This window comes from Bacillus sp. (in: firmicutes) (assembly GCF_031983925.1).
Classification (GTDB): Bacteria; Bacillota; Bacilli; order Bacillales; family Bacillaceae_G; genus Bacillus_A; species Bacillus_A pacificus.
In genome coordinates this window covers 225,515-245,459 of record NZ_DALYZR010000001.1, presented here as the reverse complement: position 1 = coordinate 245,459, position 19,945 = coordinate 225,515, and the positions used below count along the sequence as shown (strand labels likewise).

22 protein-coding genes are annotated in these 19,945 nt (G+C 36.7%); all 22 read right to left on the bottom strand.

All coding sequences use genetic code 11. The features are described 5' to 3' along the window. Positions 1 to 591: a lipoprotein heptaprenylglyceryl N-acetyltransferase LhaT gene (gene lhaT, locus RTP99_RS01340; RefSeq protein WP_000262825.1), complete on the bottom strand. Its 591-nt coding sequence runs from the start codon at positions 589 to 591 to the stop codon at positions 1 to 3. Between the two features lie 110 nt (positions 592 to 701). Beyond that, positions 702 to 1,469 carry a menaquinol-cytochrome c reductase cytochrome b/c subunit gene (gene qcrC / locus RTP99_RS01335; RefSeq protein ID WP_000554603.1) on the bottom strand — a complete coding sequence of 256 codons (768 nt, stop codon included), beginning with the start codon at positions 1,467 to 1,469 and terminating at the stop codon, positions 702 to 704. A gap of 43 nt (positions 1,470 to 1,512) precedes the next feature. Further along, a complete protein-coding gene (gene qcrB, locus RTP99_RS01330) occupies positions 1,513 to 2,187 on the bottom strand; it encodes a menaquinol-cytochrome c reductase cytochrome b subunit (protein WP_000932700.1) in 675 nt (224 codons plus the stop codon). Next, a complete protein-coding gene (gene qcrA / locus RTP99_RS01325; RefSeq protein WP_001290418.1) occupies positions 2,188 to 2,700 on the bottom strand; it encodes a menaquinol-cytochrome c reductase iron-sulfur subunit in 513 nt (170 codons plus the stop codon). Positions 2,701 to 2,840: 140 nt separating this feature from the next. Next, positions 2,841 to 3,317 carry a YpiF family protein gene (locus RTP99_RS01320; protein ID WP_116733345.1) on the bottom strand — a complete coding sequence of 159 codons (477 nt, stop codon included), beginning with the start codon at positions 3,315 to 3,317 and terminating at the stop codon, positions 2,841 to 2,843. 135 nt (positions 3,318 to 3,452) lie between these two features. Further along, positions 3,453 to 3,989: a ReoY family proteolytic degradation factor gene (locus RTP99_RS01315; protein WP_001095923.1), complete on the bottom strand. Its 537-nt coding sequence runs from the start codon at positions 3,987 to 3,989 to the stop codon at positions 3,453 to 3,455. A gap of 73 nt (positions 3,990 to 4,062) precedes the next feature. Beyond that, on the bottom strand, positions 4,063 to 5,325 hold the full coding sequence (locus tag RTP99_RS01310) for a tetratricopeptide repeat protein (RefSeq protein WP_001168676.1): 1,263 nt from the start codon (positions 5,323 to 5,325) through the stop codon (positions 4,063 to 4,065). A 431-nt stretch (positions 5,326 to 5,756) separates the two neighbouring features. After that, positions 5,757 to 6,869, bottom strand: a complete 1,113-nt coding sequence (gene hisC, locus RTP99_RS01305) for a histidinol-phosphate transaminase (RefSeq protein ID WP_001264027.1) — start codon at positions 6,867 to 6,869, stop codon at positions 5,757 to 5,759. A 120-nt stretch (positions 6,870 to 6,989) separates the two neighbouring features. Beyond that, positions 6,990 to 8,075 (bottom strand): 3-dehydroquinate synthase, encoded by a 1,086-nt coding sequence (gene aroB, locus RTP99_RS01300; protein WP_000526826.1) that lies wholly within the window; start codon positions 8,073 to 8,075, stop codon positions 6,990 to 6,992. After that, positions 8,075 to 9,247: a chorismate synthase gene (gene aroC / locus RTP99_RS01295; RefSeq protein WP_001269364.1), complete on the bottom strand. Its 1,173-nt coding sequence runs from the start codon at positions 9,245 to 9,247 to the stop codon at positions 8,075 to 8,077. The genes aroB and aroC overlap by 1 nt, the downstream gene beginning before the upstream one ends. A gap of 270 nt (positions 9,248 to 9,517) precedes the next feature. Beyond that, positions 9,518 to 9,964: a nucleoside-diphosphate kinase gene (gene ndk, locus RTP99_RS01290; protein WP_000415885.1), complete on the bottom strand. Its 447-nt coding sequence runs from the start codon at positions 9,962 to 9,964 to the stop codon at positions 9,518 to 9,520. A 124-nt stretch (positions 9,965 to 10,088) separates the two neighbouring features. After that, positions 10,089 to 11,051, bottom strand: a complete 963-nt coding sequence (gene hepT / locus RTP99_RS01285) for a heptaprenyl diphosphate synthase component II (RefSeq protein WP_000776070.1) — start codon at positions 11,049 to 11,051, stop codon at positions 10,089 to 10,091. A 31-nt stretch (positions 11,052 to 11,082) separates the two neighbouring features. Continuing rightward, entirely contained in the window at positions 11,083 to 11,796 is a 714-nt protein-coding gene (gene menG / locus RTP99_RS01280; protein ID WP_001187662.1) for a 2-heptaprenyl-1,4-naphthoquinone methyltransferase, read from the bottom strand. Positions 11,797 to 11,825: 29 nt separating this feature from the next. Further along, entirely contained in the window at positions 11,826 to 12,575 is a 750-nt protein-coding gene (locus RTP99_RS01275; protein ID WP_016717014.1) for a heptaprenyl diphosphate synthase component 1, read from the bottom strand. Between the two features lie 214 nt (positions 12,576 to 12,789). Beyond that, the gene (gene folE, locus RTP99_RS01270; RefSeq protein ID WP_001151482.1) at positions 12,790 to 13,359 is read right to left on the bottom strand and encodes a GTP cyclohydrolase I FolE; all 570 of its coding nucleotides are present in this window, start codon (positions 13,357 to 13,359) and stop codon (positions 12,790 to 12,792) included. Between the two features lie 120 nt (positions 13,360 to 13,479). Beyond that, positions 13,480 to 13,752 carry an HU family DNA-binding protein gene (locus RTP99_RS01265; protein ID WP_001043860.1) on the bottom strand — a complete coding sequence of 91 codons (273 nt, stop codon included), beginning with the start codon at positions 13,750 to 13,752 and terminating at the stop codon, positions 13,480 to 13,482. 298 nt (positions 13,753 to 14,050) lie between these two features. After that, positions 14,051 to 15,529, bottom strand: a complete 1,479-nt coding sequence (gene spoIVA, locus RTP99_RS01260; protein WP_000416519.1) for a stage IV sporulation protein A — start codon at positions 15,527 to 15,529, stop codon at positions 14,051 to 14,053. 243 nt (positions 15,530 to 15,772) lie between these two features. Further along, positions 15,773 to 16,486 carry a hypothetical protein gene (locus RTP99_RS01255; protein WP_000755476.1) on the bottom strand — a complete coding sequence of 238 codons (714 nt, stop codon included), beginning with the start codon at positions 16,484 to 16,486 and terminating at the stop codon, positions 15,773 to 15,775. A gap of 48 nt (positions 16,487 to 16,534) precedes the next feature. Beyond that, a complete protein-coding gene (locus RTP99_RS01250; RefSeq protein WP_001288995.1) occupies positions 16,535 to 16,738 on the bottom strand; it encodes a DUF2768 domain-containing protein in 204 nt (67 codons plus the stop codon). 370 nt (positions 16,739 to 17,108) lie between these two features. Beyond that, positions 17,109 to 17,360 carry a stage VI sporulation protein F gene (locus RTP99_RS01245; RefSeq protein ID WP_000369754.1) on the bottom strand — a complete coding sequence of 84 codons (252 nt, stop codon included), beginning with the start codon at positions 17,358 to 17,360 and terminating at the stop codon, positions 17,109 to 17,111. Positions 17,361 to 17,475: 115 nt separating this feature from the next. Next, positions 17,476 to 18,498, bottom strand: coding sequence for an NAD(P)H-dependent glycerol-3-phosphate dehydrogenase (locus RTP99_RS01240; RefSeq protein WP_000161775.1), 1,023 nt, complete (start codon positions 18,496 to 18,498; stop codon positions 17,476 to 17,478). Between the two features lie 18 nt (positions 18,499 to 18,516). Then, entirely contained in the window at positions 18,517 to 19,827 is a 1,311-nt protein-coding gene (gene der, locus RTP99_RS01235; protein ID WP_001125892.1) for a ribosome biogenesis GTPase Der, read from the bottom strand. Positions 19,828 to 19,945: the final 118 nt, after the last annotated feature.

The window sequence follows — 19,945 nt, the reverse complement described above, 5'->3', positions numbered from 1 at the left end:
TTATAAAGAAAACTGTTTTCGATTCTCACGTAAGCAATAATAATATGTCATACAAAGCACAGCAATGCTTAACCAGAACGTAAAATAACCAATTTCCCCTACAAACAAATGCATAATTCCGTATCTCGGCATTTGCCAAAACAAATAATCAATTGCATCGTTATGTAATGTCCATATAGCTGCTACTGCAAAATGCCATTTTTTTATACGGTAAAACGGTGCATATAGCACTGCTTGTACTGCCATCGCAAAATGTGAAAGCATTAACATATACCCGATAAAGCCAATAGGACCTTTTACATAGATCATAATCCCATTTACAACAACAGCCCATATTCCATATTTTATTAAAGTAACAATCGCTAGCGCCTCTATTAATCCCCAATTTCTTTTTATTAAAAAAGCAATTAAAACAAAGACAAAAAAGAGACTTGCCATAGGACTATCGGGTACAAACGGCCAAAATATAGGTGAAGTTTCTTTTAATTGATTTCCATACCATATAAATCCGTATATTGTACCTAATATGTTAACAACTAATAAAAATAATAATACGGAGCGTTGTCTTAACATTGCATACAAATAAACCAAGTTGTATGTCCAACACCTTTCATTCTTTCATCAAACTCTACTCTATTATATAGTAAACTTTCTATCATCAAAATAAAAAGCTGACTACAAATTTTGTAGTCAGCTTTTTATTATTTTTTATTATACTTTGCAACGAATTCCGAAAGCTTCTTCAGCTCCTCATCTGTACCTTTAAATACACCTTTAGGCATGGAACCTTTTCCCTCTTTCGCAATTTTAGCAATTTCTTCTGGCTTCAAAGTTAAATTTTGCAGTGCCGGTGCTGCTGCCCCGCCCTGTAAATTGTCACCGTGACATGTTAAACAAGTATTTTTTTGCATTAATTTATAACCGTCATCATTTTTATCAACTGGTGCTGTTTTTACAATTGCTCCTTGTTTTTTTGCAGCTTCCCAGTCGTGGTGTGCTACAGATTCCCAAGTTAAAAAGATAATCGATGCAATTGCTAAAAGCATAAATCCCGTTGCTACAGGACGCTTCAATGGGCGTCTTTCTGGGCCTCGATCAAGAAATGGAGCTAACAGTAATGCGCCAAACGCAATCCCTGGCATAATGAACGCTCCAATTACAGTAAATGAGCCAGAAGCATAAGAATACTTTAATAACTGATACAAGAATAAGAAATACCAATCTGGAAGTGGTATATACCCAGCATCAGTTGGATCCGCCATTCTTTCAAGCGGTGACGGATGCGCCACTGTTAAACATAAATAACCGATTAAAAAAACTGCACCAACCATCCATTCTTTTAACAAGAAGTTCGGCCAAAATGCTTCTGTTTTCCCTGGGTATTCCGAATAGTCTTTTGGAATGTTTGGTTTCCGAGCTACTGGTACCCGAGAATCTCCTACAAACTTCATCCCTTTGCCGCGATGCATAATCTCCCTCCTTTAGTTCTTTCCCCTTTAATTTAGCAATCTCTTATAGTGGACCGGAAATACCTTGTTTGCGAATCATGATGAAGTGGAAGGCCATTAAACCTAGAAGTGCTGCTGGTAAGAAGAAGACGTGAATAGCAAAGAAGCGAGTTAATGTTTGAGCGCCAACAATTTCGGAATGACCAGCGAGTAATGTTTTAATGTAAGGACCAATGAGCGGCGTTTGCTCTGCAATTTGAATCCCTACTTTCGTAGCAAATAACGCTTTCATATCCCACGGTAATAAATATCCGGTAAAACCAAGACCTAACATAACAAAGAAAATAAGAACACCAACAATCCAGTTTAGCTCACGAGGCTTTTTATACGCACCCTGGAAGAAAACTCTAAGTGTATGTAAAAACATCATTACAATTACGAGACTAGCACCCCAGTGGTGCATACCACGAACAATTTGCCCATATGCAACTTCATTTTGCAAATAATAAACCGATTCCCAAGCATTTTTAATATCAGGCACATAATACATCGTCAAAAACATTCCAGATAAAATTTGAATTACAGTAACGAAAAAGGTAAGTCCGCCAAAGCAATAAACGAATGCAGAAAAGTGATGTGCCGGGTTTACATGTTCAGGTACTTCATGATCAGCGATATCACGCCATATTGGTGTAATATCTAACCTTTCATCTACCCAATCATAAATTTTATTTAGCATCTACTTTGCACCCCCTCTTGGCTTCGCTTTTCCTAGATACAACGTTCCATCTTTCACTTTAGATTCGTATACATCAAGTGGAGCAAGGGGCGGCGTGCCTTTAATGTTAATTCCGTCTTTTGTGTAACGGCCCCCGTGACATGGACAAAAGAATTGATTCGGATGTGCTTTGTCCGAATTCCAGTTAACTGTACATCCTAAATGTTTACATACTGGAGAGAACGCAACAATGTCTCCGCTTTCATCTTTATGAACCCAAGCTGATTTTGGCTCTTCGGACTTGTACCAACCATCAACCTGCTTCACCTTAAAGTCGAAACGTTTCGGCTCTGTTGTAATATCCTTTACTTGTGCAACAGCAACCATATCCGTTCCCGCTTCTTTTCTTAACACCGGATCAAGCGCAAATCGCGTCATCGGCATTAAAATACCCGCTGCCATAAAGCCTCCTACCCCTGTAAGGGTGTAATTTAAAAACTGTCTTCTTGACACACGATGTTCTTTCTCGCTCACGAAAATTTCCCCCCTCTATCAGAAATTGTCCCCTCGTGATAAATTATATAAAAAATAAAAACTAGGACACTATCATGATATAATACGCTCATGCACAGGTCAATATCATACTACTCATAATAATAAGAACTTTCTGTTTATTATTGTTTTCCCCATTTTTCTTCTAACATTACCATTATATTTTTTATATGTGCATGAATCACTTCTCTTTTCGCTTGATCACTAAATTGTTCTAACGCTAATGAAGGAAACCAAAATAAATCTCCCTGCAATTCTTGCATATCTTCTTTCCATGAAAAATCACTTGTAACATAAGCAATATGCTTAAAACCTTGCTTTCTCAAATGATTTGTCCATTCTTGCAAACGACCTTTTTCGTTTTTTTGACTTTCTACTAGATACGTAAATGCAGGTAGTAAAAGCACTCTTCCTTTATATTCTCTTTCTAGCTCCATACTCAACAATTCGATAAATTCGCCTTGTTCTACTACCGTTTTCATTTCTTTTGCTGCTGAAATTGATAAAAGTGGTATAACACCCGTATCTACATATTCTCTTGCTTGCTCAAACTGCTCCACATCTTTTACAATCCATTTCAAATTTCTTCCCTCCCTCACCTGGAAATAACAGAACTTTCACTTTATATATATTAAACCATACTAAAAGAGGTAAAAAAAGAAAAACTACCTATATTAAGGTAGTTTTTCTTAAAAAGTCTAAAATTTGTAAAATTTTATGAATCCAAATGAATTTTATAACATCTTTAACTCCGCTGTTAACCTATGAAACGCTTCCTTATCTTGCTTATCCAGCGCTTCATCAATTTGCTTTAGAAGACGTTCTCTTCTAAAAGAAAATACACTTTCTTCTAAAAACCTTTCTGCAAGTAAACGATCTTTTTCATTTACTTCAATGTGCTTTGGTAAATACGGGTTTTCTTCTAATACAGCTACATAGTTGGCATTTTGAAACGATGATTTAAAATTGAGTTGAATATAAATATCCTCATCTCGATTTAAACGAATATCATGAAACGATTTTTCAGCATCTGTTGTCATAACATTTTGTTTAAAAAAGTGAAACGGTGTATCTTTTACACAATTCGCGGACATTACTAAGCCACGCGGACAATATTTTGCATGCTCTACGAAGTGGACTTTATGCATCAATTGGTCGTGACTCATTAAATAATTCAAAATCCATACACATTCACGCTGTTTCAGTTGGTAATTATTCAAAAACCATTTTACAAAATCCTTCTTCTCGTTTACAGAAACAGGGGTATTCATAGCAATTAAGTCCCTCCTCTGTCTTTCTCTTTTCTTTTTAGATTCAAGAAGCGGCATTCAGTTTCCTTCCAACTTATGAAAAATCCTCTAAATTATATAACAATTCTTCAATATGAATTTGTGTCGGGTCTAGTTGTATTAACTGAGTAAATACTTCTTTCGCCTCTTTTCGCATACCTTCTTCCAATAAGAAATAACCGTACTCTTCCAAGAAGTCTGGATGATTCTTAAAAGAAGTATATGCACTTTCATAGTGTTTTAATGCATCCGAATACATTTCTAATTGTTTTTTTGCAAATGCAAGATCCCAAAGTAGTTGTGTATCTGGTTCTCCGCTATCAATTGCACGCTCTACAACAGCGATTAACTCTTCATATTTTTCTTGTTCCTTTAAGATGTACGCATATTTTAATGTTGCACCTAAATGTCCTGGATCTAACTCAAGCGCTTTTTGAAGTACTTCCTCTGCTTCCGCAATTTTCCCTAATTTCGCTGCAATGTTTGCTAATTCTACATAAAATGGTACAGAAAGCTCATCTACTTTAATTCCTTCATGAAGTGTTTCATAGCTTTCTTGAAGCATCCCTTCTTTTTCATAGCTTTTCGCTAAATACATGTAAAGCGATGCATACTCAGGATCTAATTCTTTCAGTTCTTGCCAAGCACCAATTGCTCGTTGGTATTCTTCACCTTGGTATAACGTGAAGGCATATCCAAATAATGAGTGAATATCTTTTTGTTCCTCTAAACCTGCTTCGTAGTAAGAAATCGCCTCTTCCCAATTTCCAATCGCGCTTAACGTTTCTCCAAGGCGTAGCGCAATGACAACACCACCCATTACTTTATGTTCCGCTAATAGCGACTCATAATAAGTGATTGCCTTTTGTTCTTCACCTTTACTACTATATAACTCTGCTAATCCAAACGTAATGACAGGCTCGTCAGGCATCATTTCTTTCGCCTTTAATAGTTTTTGTTCTGCTACATCATCGAAACCTTGCATTTGGAATAAATCCGCAACAAGTAATAACGATTGAACATATAAATCATCATTTTCTGGAATATCATGAAGCACTTCAATCGCTTCATCTTCTTTGTCTAGATCAATATATAATTCTGCTAAAAATACAGTGAATTCACTTTCCTCTGGATACAATAAACGTAAGTCTTCTGTAATAGCTAACGCTTCATCCGTAAATCCAAGTGTATGATAATAGCGAGCGATATCATACTTCTCTTCATCATTCGCAATTTTTAATTGTTCTTTTAATAATTGTAATCCTTTTTCCGCTTCACCATTTTCAATATATGAAACAGCTTGTTCAAACTTTTGCATAAACGTCTCCTTTAATTCTAAAAAATATTCTTTTCTGTTCATTTACCCCGCTATTAACGGGCAGTAAGACCCCACCTCAAAATTCAGCTAAGGCAAAGAAGTTAGTTTTTGGGTCAACTGCCCGTAAAAGCCCGATTGGTTCAACTAATAATCAGCGGGGATAAACATCCCCCTACTAATTAAAGTTTCACTTTATCATAAGCAACTAGGTGTAAGAACGCAACCTTTAGAATGAGCATACTTCTTCTTGTACTTTCACTGATAACGATTCAAATATGACACCGATACCGCATTACTACTTTCTATTGTACCGTTTTCTTTTATGACCGTGCAAATAACTCCCCTTATGAATTATTAGCCCGCACGAACTCTTTACAGTTCTTCTTTATTTAAATAAAAAAGACTCCTATATTAGGAGCCTTTACAAACTCTTAAGAGTATGTTTCTTCTTTCTTTACTTGCTCGTTTACAAGCTCTTTCAACAGTTCTATAATTTCATCATTTTCTTCTTTCAAACCGACAGTAATACGAATGCCATCATGTATACCAAATGCAGCACCAGAACGAACGATATAGCCTTTCTTCATTAATCGTTCGAAAGCCTCATTACCAGGAATACCGAGCTTTAAGAAAATGAAATTTGTTTGAGATGGATAATAGAATACGTTATATTCCTTACAAAATGCATAATACTGATGTAAACCTTCTTCATTCTTTTTCACACATTCTTGTAAAAATGCTTGATCTTCTAAAGCAGCGAGTGCTACAGATTGCGCTACAGTCGATGTATTAAATGGTAACCTTGCTACTTCTAATTGCCCAATTAACTGCTCATTACCAACCGCATACCCAATACGGAAAGCGGCTAAACCGTATGCTTTTGAAAACGTGCGTAAAATCATAAGATTTCCATACTTTTCAAGAAGTGGCAACGTTTGCGGATAGTCTTCTGCCCCCGCATATTCATAATATGCCTCGTCCATAATAACGAGCGCTGACTTAGGAACTGATTCTAAAAATGAAAGTAATTTTTGTTTCTCTACATATGTACCTGTCGGATTATTCGGATTACAAATCCATACGATCTTCGTTTTATCATCTACTTGCTCTAGCATCGCATCTAAATCATGAATGCCATCTTTAAGTGGTACTTCACGAACTTTTGCTCCTTCAATAACAGCATGGTGATGGTATTGCGAGAATGTCGGATTCGCCATTACAACATTTGTTCCTTCGTGTAGTAATGCACGGCTAATCATTTGAATGACTTCATCTAATCCACTACCAAATAGTAGTTGTTCTGCTTTTACACCTAAATGTTCCGCTACTTTTGTCCGAAGTTCAAAGGCATATCCATCTGGATAAAGGGCATATTGGCTCGCTAAAGAAGTTAATGCTTCTGTTACACGCGCTGAGCAACCGAATGGATTTTCGTTCGATGCTAATTTCACAATTTTTGATAATCCATATTCCCTTTTTACTTCTTCGATATTTTTCCCAGGCACATACGCTCTCAAAGTTAACAATTGTTCTTTTACTCTCATTTTTCTTCCCCCAGTCGTTTTATTCAATTCGATTACAATGAGGTTATAATCTCTCACTGCAATCGTTTATCTTAACCGTCACTATTACGAGGACACCTTGAAACAAGCACTCCTTAGCTCTTAAACCATATCCTTTTGAAATGCCTCTAACGCAATATGAACAGTCTCATCTGGAATAGATACGACATTTACTACCCCATATTCCTGCATAAGTACCATATGAATTGCTCCAGCATTCGCTTTCTTATCTTGTTTCATCAACCCGACGAGGCGTTCTACATTCAAATCACTTGGCATTTTTGGATAACCGTACTTTAAAAACCACTGCTTCATCTCTTCATAAGCAAGATTAACCTTATACACTTGCTCACTTAAGAATATAGCAAATAACATTCCAACCGCTACTCCGTCACCGTGAGTAATATTTCCGTATCCTAGTTCTTTTTCAAGAGCATGACCTAACGTATGTCCAAAGTTCAAATGAGCACGTACACCTTTTTCTGTTTCATCTTGTGCTACAATGTTTGCCTTTACAGGAATCGCCTTCGTTAATATGTGGATTAATTTCTCATCACGAAGATCTGCTAATGTTTGCACTTCTTCTTTTAGCCAATGATATAGTTTTACATCACCAATTAGAGCATGTTTTATCACTTCTGCATAACCTGAGCGCCACTCTTTTTCAGGAAGAGACTGTAAAAACGGCGTATGATATACAACTGCTTCTGGTTGATGGAATGCACCTATCATATTTTTACCTAACGGATGATTGATTGCTACTTTCCCACCTACTGCGCTATCGTGAGCTAATAAAGTCGTCGGAACTTGAACAAAGCGAATTCCACGCATAAATGACGCAGCAACAAAACCAGCTAAGTCTCCAATCATCCCGCCTCCAAGTGCGATAATTAAAGAATTTCTATCTAATTTATTTTCAAGAGCTGACGTATGAGCCGCATAGAAATTTTCAAAGGACTTCTCTTTTTCACCACTCGGTACAACGAATGAAAATACTTTTTTCTCTATTTGCAACGCATCTACAACCATCTGTAAATGTAAAGATGCAACAGCTTCATCTGAAATAATCATGATGTTTGATACAGATGGCTTCATATTTTGAACAATCGTTGTCAAATGTGACAACGATTCTTTCCCTACATATACATCATATTCTTTTGATTTCGTTTGAATATGTATGTTTCCCATTAAAATCCCCTCGCATATTCATTATGTCTCTCAATATTTTCACGAATAAGGTCCATACGATCTAATCCGAATTGTTCTATTACAGCTGTAGCTAATTCCCAAGCTACAACCGCTTCTGCAACGACACTAGCTGCTGGAACAGCACAACTATCTGAACGTTCAATACTTGCTGTAAAAGGCTCTTTCGTATCAATATCGACACTTTGCAACGGTTTATATAGTGTAGGTATCGGTTTCATCACACCGCGTACAACAATTGGCATTCCAGTCGTCATACCGCCTTCTAAGCCACCCGCGTTATTTGTTCTTCTTGTATATCCATGCTCTTCATTCCACACAATTTCATCATGAACTTCGCTGCCCGGTCTATGCGCTGCTTCAAAACCAATTCCAATCTCAACACCTTTAAAAGCATTAATGCTCATCATTGCGGCTGCTAATTTTGCATCTAGTTTTCGATCATAATGCACATAGCTTCCTACTCCAATCGGCATTCCTTCCACAATTACTTCAACGATGCCACCAATTGAATCACCATTTGATTTCGCATCATCAATTGCTTTTATCATTTGATTACCAGCTTCTTCATCTAAACAACGTACAGGTGATGCTTCTGTAATACTTTTTAATTCTTCAATTGAACGATACGTAGTCTCCTTAGCCTGTACACCACCAATTTCAATTACATGGCCTGCTACTGCAATACCAAGTTCCGCCAACACTTTTTTAGCAACCGCACCAGCAGCAACACGTACTGTCGTTTCGCGAGCCGAAGAACGTTCCAGTACATTTCTCATATCTCTATGACCATATTTAATCGCACCATTTAAATCAGCATGTCCAGGTCTTGGTTTTGTTACTTTCCTTTTCATTTCTTTTTCTTCTTGTTCCGTTAACGGCTCTGCACCCATAATTTTTGTCCAATGTGCAAAATCACGGTTTTCGACAACAAGCGCAATTGGAGAACCTAATGTCTCTCCATGTCTAACACCACTTACAATTTGCACTTGATCTGTTTCAATTTGCATGCGTCTACCGCGCCCATATCCCTTTTGCCTTCTAGCTAACTCTTCATTTATATCATCCGCTACTAATGGTAGTCCGGCCGGAACACCTTCTATAATCGTTGTAAGTTGTGGACCATGAGATTCACCAGCTGTAATATATCGCATACGTTATTCCTCTTTTCGTATATGTATTTATCTCGCTATATTAAGCAATAATATTATCTTTCATTACTCTAAAAATATGAAAGAGTTATGAATACATCAGCCATTCGCTTATTCTCCGATAGGCCGTTACTTTACATATCAATATATCATAACAGCTCTAACTTCGTAACTAATAGAAATAAAAAAAGTGCAAGAAGAATACCCCTATTCTCCTTGCACTTTCTACTATTATCACAGTGATTAAAGCGTTTACAAATTATTTCAAAATAATTAGTAAATCCATTCATTCATTAATTTTGAGTAGTCAACTAATTCTTCTTCTTTAAAGAAAATAGCAATCTCGCGCTCTGCACTTTCTAACGAATCAGAACCATGGATAATATTTTTCGCAACAGTTACACCGAAATCTCCACGAATTGTTCCAGGAGCTGCTTCATGTGGTCTTGTTTTACCCATCATGTTACGAGCTGTATCTACTACACCTTCACCTTGCCATACCATTGCAAATACAGGGCCAGATGTAATAAAGTCTACTAATTCACCAAAGAAAGGTTTCTCTGTGTGCTCAGCATAATGTTGTCCAGCAATTTCCGGAGTGACTTGCATTAATTTTGCACCAACTAATTGAAAGCCCTTCTTCTCAAAACGAGCTACAATTTCCCCAATGAAGGCACGTTGTACACCGTCTGGTTTAACCATTAGAAATGTTTTTTCCATAAAAAATCTCTCCACTTCTGAATTATGTATGTAATTGTATATCCCCACACACATATTAACACCCTTATCACAATTGTGCAATAGTTTTGAAATAGAGAGATTATTTTATTTTTTAGAAAAAACACTAAAATTTTCGTTTCCCAATATACTTTGCTACATTTTGTAATGCATACTTTGCTTGTCCACGTGGGAGTGGTTTTATAATTTCTAATGCTTTATGTAAATAACGTTCACTAAACGCAAATGCTTTATCAATAGCATCACTATTTTTTACAGCCTCAATAATTTCTTTCATTTCGTCCGCTGTTGTATTTTCATGTACAGATTTGATTTTCTTACAAAGAACCGGATCTTCCATAGCATATAGAGCAGGAAGCGTAATGTTTCCTTGTAATAAATCACCACCAGCAGGTTTTCCAAGTTTCTCTTCTGTGGAAACGAAGTCTAAAATATCATCAATAATTTGATACGACATCCCTACGAAATAGCCATACCAAAACAGACGACTTACTGTATCACGATTAGCGCCAGCAGCAATTGCTCCTAATTGGCAACTTGCAGCAATTAATAATGCGGTTTTTCGCTTTATTCTTCTTAAATATGTTCTTAAATTTTGGTCATAGTCATACTTATCTTTAATTTGTTCGATTTCACCTTTACAAACTTCTAAAATGGTATGCGATAGAGCCTGATGTGCCTCTGGAATTTCAATATTCGTTATACATTCAAGAGACTTAGCGAATAAATAGTCCCCTGTATACATGGCAATACGATCTCCCCATTTCGCATTCACAGTTGCACTACCACGTCGTAAAAACGCGGCATCAATAACATCATCGTGAACAAGAGAAGCCATATGAATAAGTTCTAACGCAACAGCTACATGCTTAATTGCGTCTAACTTATAATCTCCAAATTTCCCTGCAAGCAACACAAATACAGGACGAATTCGCTTCCCACCAGCTTCAATAAGTTGTAATGCCGCCTCTTCTACTAATGGCTGTTCAGAAGCAACTGTCTTTTTTAATTCTTTTTCTATCACATTAATATCCGATCGTAAAAAAGAGTACATAAGTTGTAACTTCATATTGTTCACCTTAACCTAAAACTTCTTTTTTCTATTTTGATTCTGGTTTCATACCTAAATGCATCGCTGCTACCCCAAAAGTAAATGGCTTCACTTGCACACGTTCAAGTCCAGCTTTTTCGAACATATTAGCCAATTCTTTCATACCTGGGAATGTACTAGCAGATTCTTGCAGCCATGAATATTCTTTATAACTTTTCGCAAATAACTTTCCAAATAACGGCATGATATATTTAAAGTATAAAATATAACCTTGTCGAAAACCAATCATTGTTGGTTGAGATGTTTCTAAACAAATTACTTTTCCACCCGGTTTTACTACACGCGTCATTTCTTTTAATACGTGCATATAATCCGGTACGTTACGTAAACCAAATCCAATCGTTACATAATCAAATGTGTTATCTTCAAATGGAAGTTCCATTGCATTTCCGTGTAGAAGTTCTACTTGTTTTAATTGTAAAGCCTCTACCTTTTGCTTACCAACAGATAACATATTTTCACTGAAGTCTAAACCAACAACCTTGCCCTGTTCACCCACTGCTTCAGCTAGCGCAATTGTCCAGTCCGCTGTCCCGCAGCAAACATCAAGCGCTTTACTACCTGGTTTTACATCCATAATGCGCATCGTCTCTTTACGCCACGCTTTATGCCTTTGAAAACTAATTACAGAATTCATTACATCGTATTTATCAGAGATTTTCTCAAATACATCATGTACTCTTTCTTCTTTTGATTGTTGCATGCTCGTACCTTCTTCCAATGTAAAATTGCTTATGTCTTCGATTTATCTCTTAACACAGAGTTTATTTCGCTTATATCTGTGTGATTTTCTAAAAATTGATTTTCTTTCTTTCCGAGTTCCATCATCCATCCATTCATAACTGTTTCTGCATCCGCTTTATCGTTCAAAATCTCTTGAACCGCTTGAAAAACAGGTGAATGCTGTTTTTCAACATGTAATTCACATTCTTTTTGGAGACGATTTTTCCCTAATACATATGTTATAAACGATTTCCAATGCGATAAATGAAAATGATCACATGTTTTTTGCAAAAGTGCAGACTCAATCGTTACTACACTTTCCAGTATGTCATCCATCGTTTTATGCGCTTTTTGATATAACATTATTTTGTGTTCATTAATTTCTTTAATTCCTTCAGCAAGCGCACGAATTAAAACAATATCACGATTCATAGATAATAAGTAATAATATAACCCGCTATAATAATCACCAGCAAGCACTGTTAACTGGCGGCGCTTATGCGATTCATTCGCTTCTTCCCCTACTTTATTCGATACTCTTTCATGTGTATCAAGCGCAATTTGCACAAGCATAATCGTCACTACATAATGCTCAATTTGTTTTATATGTAAATTTGCACCTTTTAAAGCACCATATAACAATGCTATTTTCTCTTCATCAATAAATGGTTCTTCAATATAGTTTATAAAATAAGGATGGCGTAATTTCACCATCAATTTCTCTCTTATACCCGCATACCCTCCGTAGATGTCACACACAAAAATCACCCTTGTTTTCTAATTCATAAAACTTATTATAACACATACACTCTATTTTCTATAACCAAAACTTGGCTACTCTTTCCAAACTTCTATCGAACTACATAACATCTTCTATTCTTTTAAGTAGCCTTTCTATTCTCACTCTGCCTTGCTAAAACTATATCATTTATTAAAAAAAAAAAAAAAAAGAAAAGCAGTTTCCCACTTTTCTTTACTTCGTTTTAATAAAAGATAAAATTTCACTACGTGCTGCAGCATCATTTTCTAGTACACCACGTACTGCTGTTGTTACTGTTTTTGCACCTGGCTTTTTCACACCACGCATCGTCATACACATATGTTCCGCTTCTACTACTACCATTACACCATGCGGCTCTAGTACTTCCATAATAGAGTTCGCTACTGTTGATGTAATACGTTCTTGCAGTTGTGGACGACGTGCAATTGTATCTACAGTACGAGCTAATTTACTTAACCCTGTCACTTTTCCGCCTTGCGGAATATATGCAACGTGAGCAACTCCATAGAATGGAACTAAATGATGCTCACACATCGAATAAAACGGTATATCTTTTACTAGTACAAGCTCCTCGTGATCTTCTCCGAACACTTTGTGCAAATGTTCTTTCGGATCTTCATGCATACCTGAGAACACTTCTGCGTACATTTTTGCAACACGCTTTGGTGTATCAAGTACTCCCTCACGATTTGGGTCATCTCCGATTGCCTCTAAAATAAGACGTACTGCATGTTCAATTTGTTCTAAATTAACTTTTGCCATCCGCTAGCCCTCCCGAAAACCTAAAAGTGATACGAACACATTCTAGCATATTTATGTTTTTAAAAGCAAAAAGAAGAGTTTCCTAAAAGGAAACTCTTCTTCCCTGTTAATATGTAAGGATTATTTAACCGCATCTTTTAACGCTTTACCAGGTTTGAATGCAGGTACTTTACTTGCAGCGATTTCAATCTCCTCACCTGTTTGTGGGTTACGACCTTTACGAGCCGCACGCTCACGAACTTCGAAGTTACCGAATCCGATCAGTTGTACTTTATCACCTTGTTTTAAAGCTTCTAAGATAGAATCAAAAACAGCGTCTACTGCTTTTGTTGCGTCCTTTTTAGAAAGGGAACTTGCTTCTGCAACAGCATTGATTAAATCTGTCTTGTTCATGCCATTCACCTCCTCCCAAAGATAAGACTGTATAATGATCATAAAATGAGTCTTACTTTCATTTGTAGGCAATTTTTACAAATTCTATACTACAAAGATGTAGATAAATCATTATCAACGCCTATATTATACGATTCTCCTTTATAATTCAATATTTTTAAGGAAATTGTTACTCTTAAAATGTGAAAATCTGATGAAACTTGACAATTTACAACAATATATTAGATAATGGCTGTTTATTTTCCTATTTTGTATGCGAAAATTTAAAAAATCCCTCTACGATGAGAGGGATTTTTTCTTATAATATAATCGCGATTAATCCGCCAGATCCTTCATTAATAATTCTTTCTAGCGTTTCTTTTAATTTATATCTCGCATTTTCTGGCATTAAAGATAGTTTCGCTTGAATACCTTCCCGAACAATCGAGCTCAGCGAACGTCCAAATATATCAGAATTCCAAATTGATAATGGATCATCTTCAAAATCTTGCATTAAGTAACGAACTAGTTCTTCACTTTGTTTTTCAGTACCAATAATTGGCTCAAACGTGGACTCCACATCAACTTTAATCATGTGAATAGATGGTGCTACCGCTTTTAATTTCACACCAAACCTTGAACCGTGACGAATAATTTCTGGCTCATCTAAGCTCATATCAGCTAACGCAGGCGCCGCTACACCATATCCTGTTTGTTTTACCATACGCAGGGCATCCGCCACTTGATCATATTCTATTTTCGCATGAGATAAATCGAGCATAAGCTTCAATAAATGATCTTTCCCTCGAATTTCTACCCCTACTACTTCTTTTAAAATTTGATCATATAATTCATCTGGTGCATATAGATCAATCTCTGCTACGCCTTGCCCCATATCAATGCCAGCTAGGCTCGCTCGATCAATAAATTCATACTGACTAAACTGCCATACGACACGGTCTACATCACGAAGACGTTTTATATCCTTCACAGTCTCTTGAACGGCTTCTTGATAACTTTGGCGTAACCAATGCCCTTCATTTAGCACCATTACCCAGCTCGGAAGGTTCACATTCACTTCTAAAACAGGGAACTCAAATAACGCCTCTCGAAGTACATTGTATACATCTGTTTCTCTTAAACTTTCAACACTCATCGCAATGACTGGGATATCATATTCTTCAGATAAGCTTTGGCGCAATTGCTCTGTATCTGGATGATACGGCTGTACAGTGTTAATGATCATAATGAAAGGTTTTCCGACTTCTTTTAGCTCATTTACGACGCGTTCTTCTGCCTCTATATAATCTCTTCTTGGAATTTCACCAATCGTTCCATCTGTTGTAATTACAACACCAATTGTTGAATGTTCTTGAATTACTTTCCGTGTTCCGATTTCTGCAGCTTCATGGAATGGAATAGGTTCTTCATACCAAGGAGTATTAATCATGCGCGGGCCATTCTCATCTTCATAGCCTTTTGCTCCTGGAACTGTATATCCGACGCAATCTACTAATCGAATATTCACTTCAAGACCTTCATCTACTTCGATAGAAACCGCTTGGTTTGGAACAAACTTCGGTTCCGTCGTCATGATTGTACGGCCAGCAGCACTTTGAGGTAGTTCATCCTGCGCTCTTTGACGGTCAGACTCATTTTCAATATTAGGAATAACTACAAGTTCCATAAATTTTTTGATGAATGTTGATTTTCCTGTTCGAACAGCTCCTACAACTCCAAAATAAATATCACCGCCTGTGCGTTCCGCAATATCTTTAAAAATATCTACCTTTTCCAAGTGATTCCCTCCCTCAATATTTTTGGGAATAATTCCACGTTTATAGTCAACTAATACCTTCTCTAACGTTGCCTATAATATCTGATATAATATAATGGTATTCTAGAAGTTCGGACAATATATCATATAATTTTGTCCAATTTCATATGACTATTAAAAAAATACCTTTTGTTTGCATCGCAAGTTGTGTAACATAAAAAACCTTTCTTCTAGAACTTATTCACTAAAAGAAAGGTTCATGACTTATGATTTTAAAAAAATTGGTTCTCCATTCTTTACCGTATACGGTAAAGAATACGCAGGTACAAATGGAGAATCTTTCGAAAGTATATTCCGAATATCTTCCCCCTCCTTAAATTGTCCTTCGTTTTTTTTCAGCGCTTCATATAAGTCGATTCTATAATCAACATAAATTTCTCCCTTTTCGTTAATTACAAACGGAAGTCCTTTACCAGAATACGGACTTGTCACTTGCGGTACATCTTTATATCCAAGTTTTTTGAAATCTAATTCATACACACCATCTGAAATTACCTTTTTAAAAGGTGGATATTGATGTTCATCTCGATACATCCTAAGCTTTAATGATAATTGCTGAATTTGTTCAGCCATCCTCACATCAATTAACTTTACTGTCGGGTTTGTTTCAACGTCTATTAATACGTATTGATATACTCCCCCGCTTTCATAGGCATTCCCTGGCGCTTCTTGTATGTAACGCGGAGAAATCTTTTGAAAATCGATTGGATATTTTTGATAAATAGGCGTATTCATATCCCGCGTCTTAATTGGCAATATCCCGTCATTTTGCTCCTTAAATGTCGCAACAGCTTTTTGAACGACCTGCAGCTGCTCTTCATAAGGCACAGCATTTTGTTTCATATTTTCTTTTGGATACAGACATCCTGTTAAAATGCTCATACAACAAAATATTAAAATAATATGGACTTTTTTCACTAGCAATCACCTTTTCATACTAATATAACTCGCTCCGTACCATTCCCTTTACTGCTGTACAGGTCCACTAAATACAACAAGAAAAATAACAATTCCTGATACAATCATAAGGGTGTACGCTACCAACGCTGTAATCCCTTTCAAAAATTTATTCTTTATTTTATATCTGCTTAGCAAAATAAAACTTACTGCAAAAAACATAAATCCAATTGCCCCTAGAGCAAACCACATTTTTATAAGCCCTTCCGACATATACACACCCCCTTTTTATTAATCTATTTTTATACTATTTTAACAAATTAAAATCTTTAAACAAATACAAAAAAAAACATTTTACTACAAATCTAGATAAAGTGAAACTTTAATCAGTGGGGGGTTCTTCATCTCCCACTGATTATTAGTTGAACCAATCGGGCTTTTATGGGCAGTTGATCCCCCACCTAACTTCTTTGCTTTCGCTGAATTTTGAGGTGGGGGTCTTACTGCCCATTAAAGCGGGATAAAAATAAAACCGAAGCGAGTGATACACTCGCTTCGGTTGACCAAATATGCCCAAAACAGCTCTATTCCCATACTTTCATGGCTATCATATGCAATCTACAAACTCTTTGTTTCTCATATTTTATTTTTTAAACATTTTGCTTAACGAGCCAAAATCTGTCGGCATATTATTGTTAATAATCGCTTTTACAATTTGATCCTCTTGTTCTTTCGGCACTTCACGTCCTGCCATAAGAGCCACTTGATGAATCAATTGACGAAGTACAGTCTCATCACGTAAATTCGCATTTTGTACAGATGATGCTAATTTAAAAATATCTTCTTTATTCACTTTCGCTTCTTTTTCAATGTTATTAAAAATGTTGTTATCCATTCTTTTCACCCTCTCCTCAAGTTACTCTTCATCCTATGCAAAAATAAAAAAATGGTGAAAAGACCCAAAAAAATAAAAAGCGACAGAAGTACAATTGTACTTCTGTCGCTTTTCTTTAAAGTAAGTCAGGTATAGCTTCCACTTCATGTTTTCGAACACGCCCCATTAATGAGCCTACTGCATCTTTTACATTATTCCCATTGAATAAGACGTCATATAAAGCAGCTGTAATCGGCATTTCCACTTCCATTTTCTCTGCCAACTCATGCGCAGCTTTCGTTGTTCTTACACCTTCCACAACCATACCCATGCTTTCTAACACTTCTTCTAAAGAGTGTCCTTTTCCAAGCAAATTCCCAGCACGCCAATTTCGGCTATGGACACTTGTACAAGTTACAATTAAGTCCCCCATACCAGTTAGACCAGCAAACGTTAACGGATTTCCACCCATTTTTCTTCCTAAACGAGCAATCTCCGTTAAACCACGCGTCATTAATGCCGCTTTCGCATTATCACCTAATCCAAGACCATCAGTTATCCCAGCAGCTAATGCGATAATATTTTTTAACGCACCACCAAGTTCAACTCCAACGATATCTGGATTTGTGTATACACGGAAATAACTATTCATAAACAAATCTTGTACTTCCTCAGCCGCTTCCATACGCTTTGCTGCAGACGTAACAGTTGTCGCCTGACGTAACCCAACTTCTTCAGCATGACTCGGTCCAGATAGTACAACAACATCTTTAATTAAGTCCTCTGGAATTTCTTCCTCAATCACTTCCGAAATACGTTTTGACGTACCAGGTTCAATTCCTTTACTTGCATGAATCCAAGTAGTCGGACCCGCTACATATTTCTTCATATCTTGTAGTACTTCTCTATACGCTTTCGTTGGTACTACAAGCAGTACTACATTTACATCTACTAATGCTTCTTCTAAAGAAGAGTAGGCTACGATTGTGCTTGGCAATGTAATTCCCGGAAGATATCGACTATTCTCATGTTTTGTATTAATCTCATCCATAAGTTCAGAACGATTTCCCCAAATACGTACATCATGCCCATTGTCAGCTAATACCATCGCTAACGCTGTTCCCCAGCTACCTGCTCCAACTACTGTGATTTTTGTCATAAAATCACATCCTCTCCATTAGTCTCTTGCTCTAGCGATAATGTGAATCGGCGTTCCCACAAAGCCAAATGATTCACGTAAACGATTCTTTAAGAAACGCTCATATGAGAAATGCAATAGTTCTGGATCGTTTACAAACACAACAAATGTTGGTGGTTTTACCGCAACTTGTGTTGCATAGAAAATCTTCAGACGACTACCGTTATGCGTTGGCGTTGGATTCATCGCTACCGCATCCATAATTACATCATTTAATACATTCGTTTGAATACGGATACTATGACTTTCATTTACCTCATCGATAACCGGTATTAACGTTTGTGTACGTTTTCTCGTTTTCGCAGATAAGAACACAATCGGTGCGTAATCTAAAAATTGGAAATGAGCACGGATGTTTTCTTCAAATGCTTTCATTGTTTTCTCGTCTTTTTTCACTGCGTCCCATTTGTTTACAACGATAACGACAGCTCGCCCTGAATCATGAGCGTATCCAGCGATTTTTTTATCTTGTTCAATAATTCCTTCTTCACCGTCTAAAACGACTAAAACAACGTCAGAACGTTCAATCGCTCTTAGTGCACGAAGTACACTATACTTTTCTGTACTTTCATACACTTTCCCTTTTTTACGCATACCAGCTGTATCGATAATTACATAATCTTTCCCATCTTTACTATATGGTGTATCGACCGCATCACGAGTTGTTCCTGCTACATTACTAACAATTACACGTTCTTGACCAAGAAGAGCATTTACAAGTGATGATTTCCCTACGTTTGGACGGCCAATTAAAGAGAAACGAATTGTATCTTCATCATATCCGTCTTCTTCAATCTTTGGAAAATGCTGTGCAGCTTCGTCTAATAAGTCACCTAATCCTAATCCGTGTGTACCCGAAATTGGGAATGGCTCACCAAATCCTAATGCATAGAAATCATAAATATCACTGCGCATTTCCGGATTGTCCACTTTATTTACTGCAAGTACAACCGGTTTATTTGAACGATATAATATTTTCGCAACTTCTTCATCAGCTGCTGTTACACCGTCACGACCATTTGTCATAAAAATGATAACATCCGCTTCATCAATTGCCACTTCAGCTTGTTGACGAATTTGTGTCAAAAATGGCTCGTCTCCAATATCAATTCCACCTGTATCAATAATGTTAAATTCATGATTTAACCATTCTCCAGCGCTATAAATACGATCGCGCGTTACACCTGGAATATCTTCTACGATTGAAACTCTCTCTCCAACAATTCTATTGAAAATAGTAGATTTCCCTACGTTCGGGCGGCCTACTATTGCTATTACTGGTTTCGGCATATACTTTCATCCTTTCAACTTGCTTCTGTTTATTATGTAAAAAACCCTTCTTTGTGCAAGAAGGGATTTGCATTCCAGAATATTTCTCAACGTATCAAAACACCTCACATTATAACAC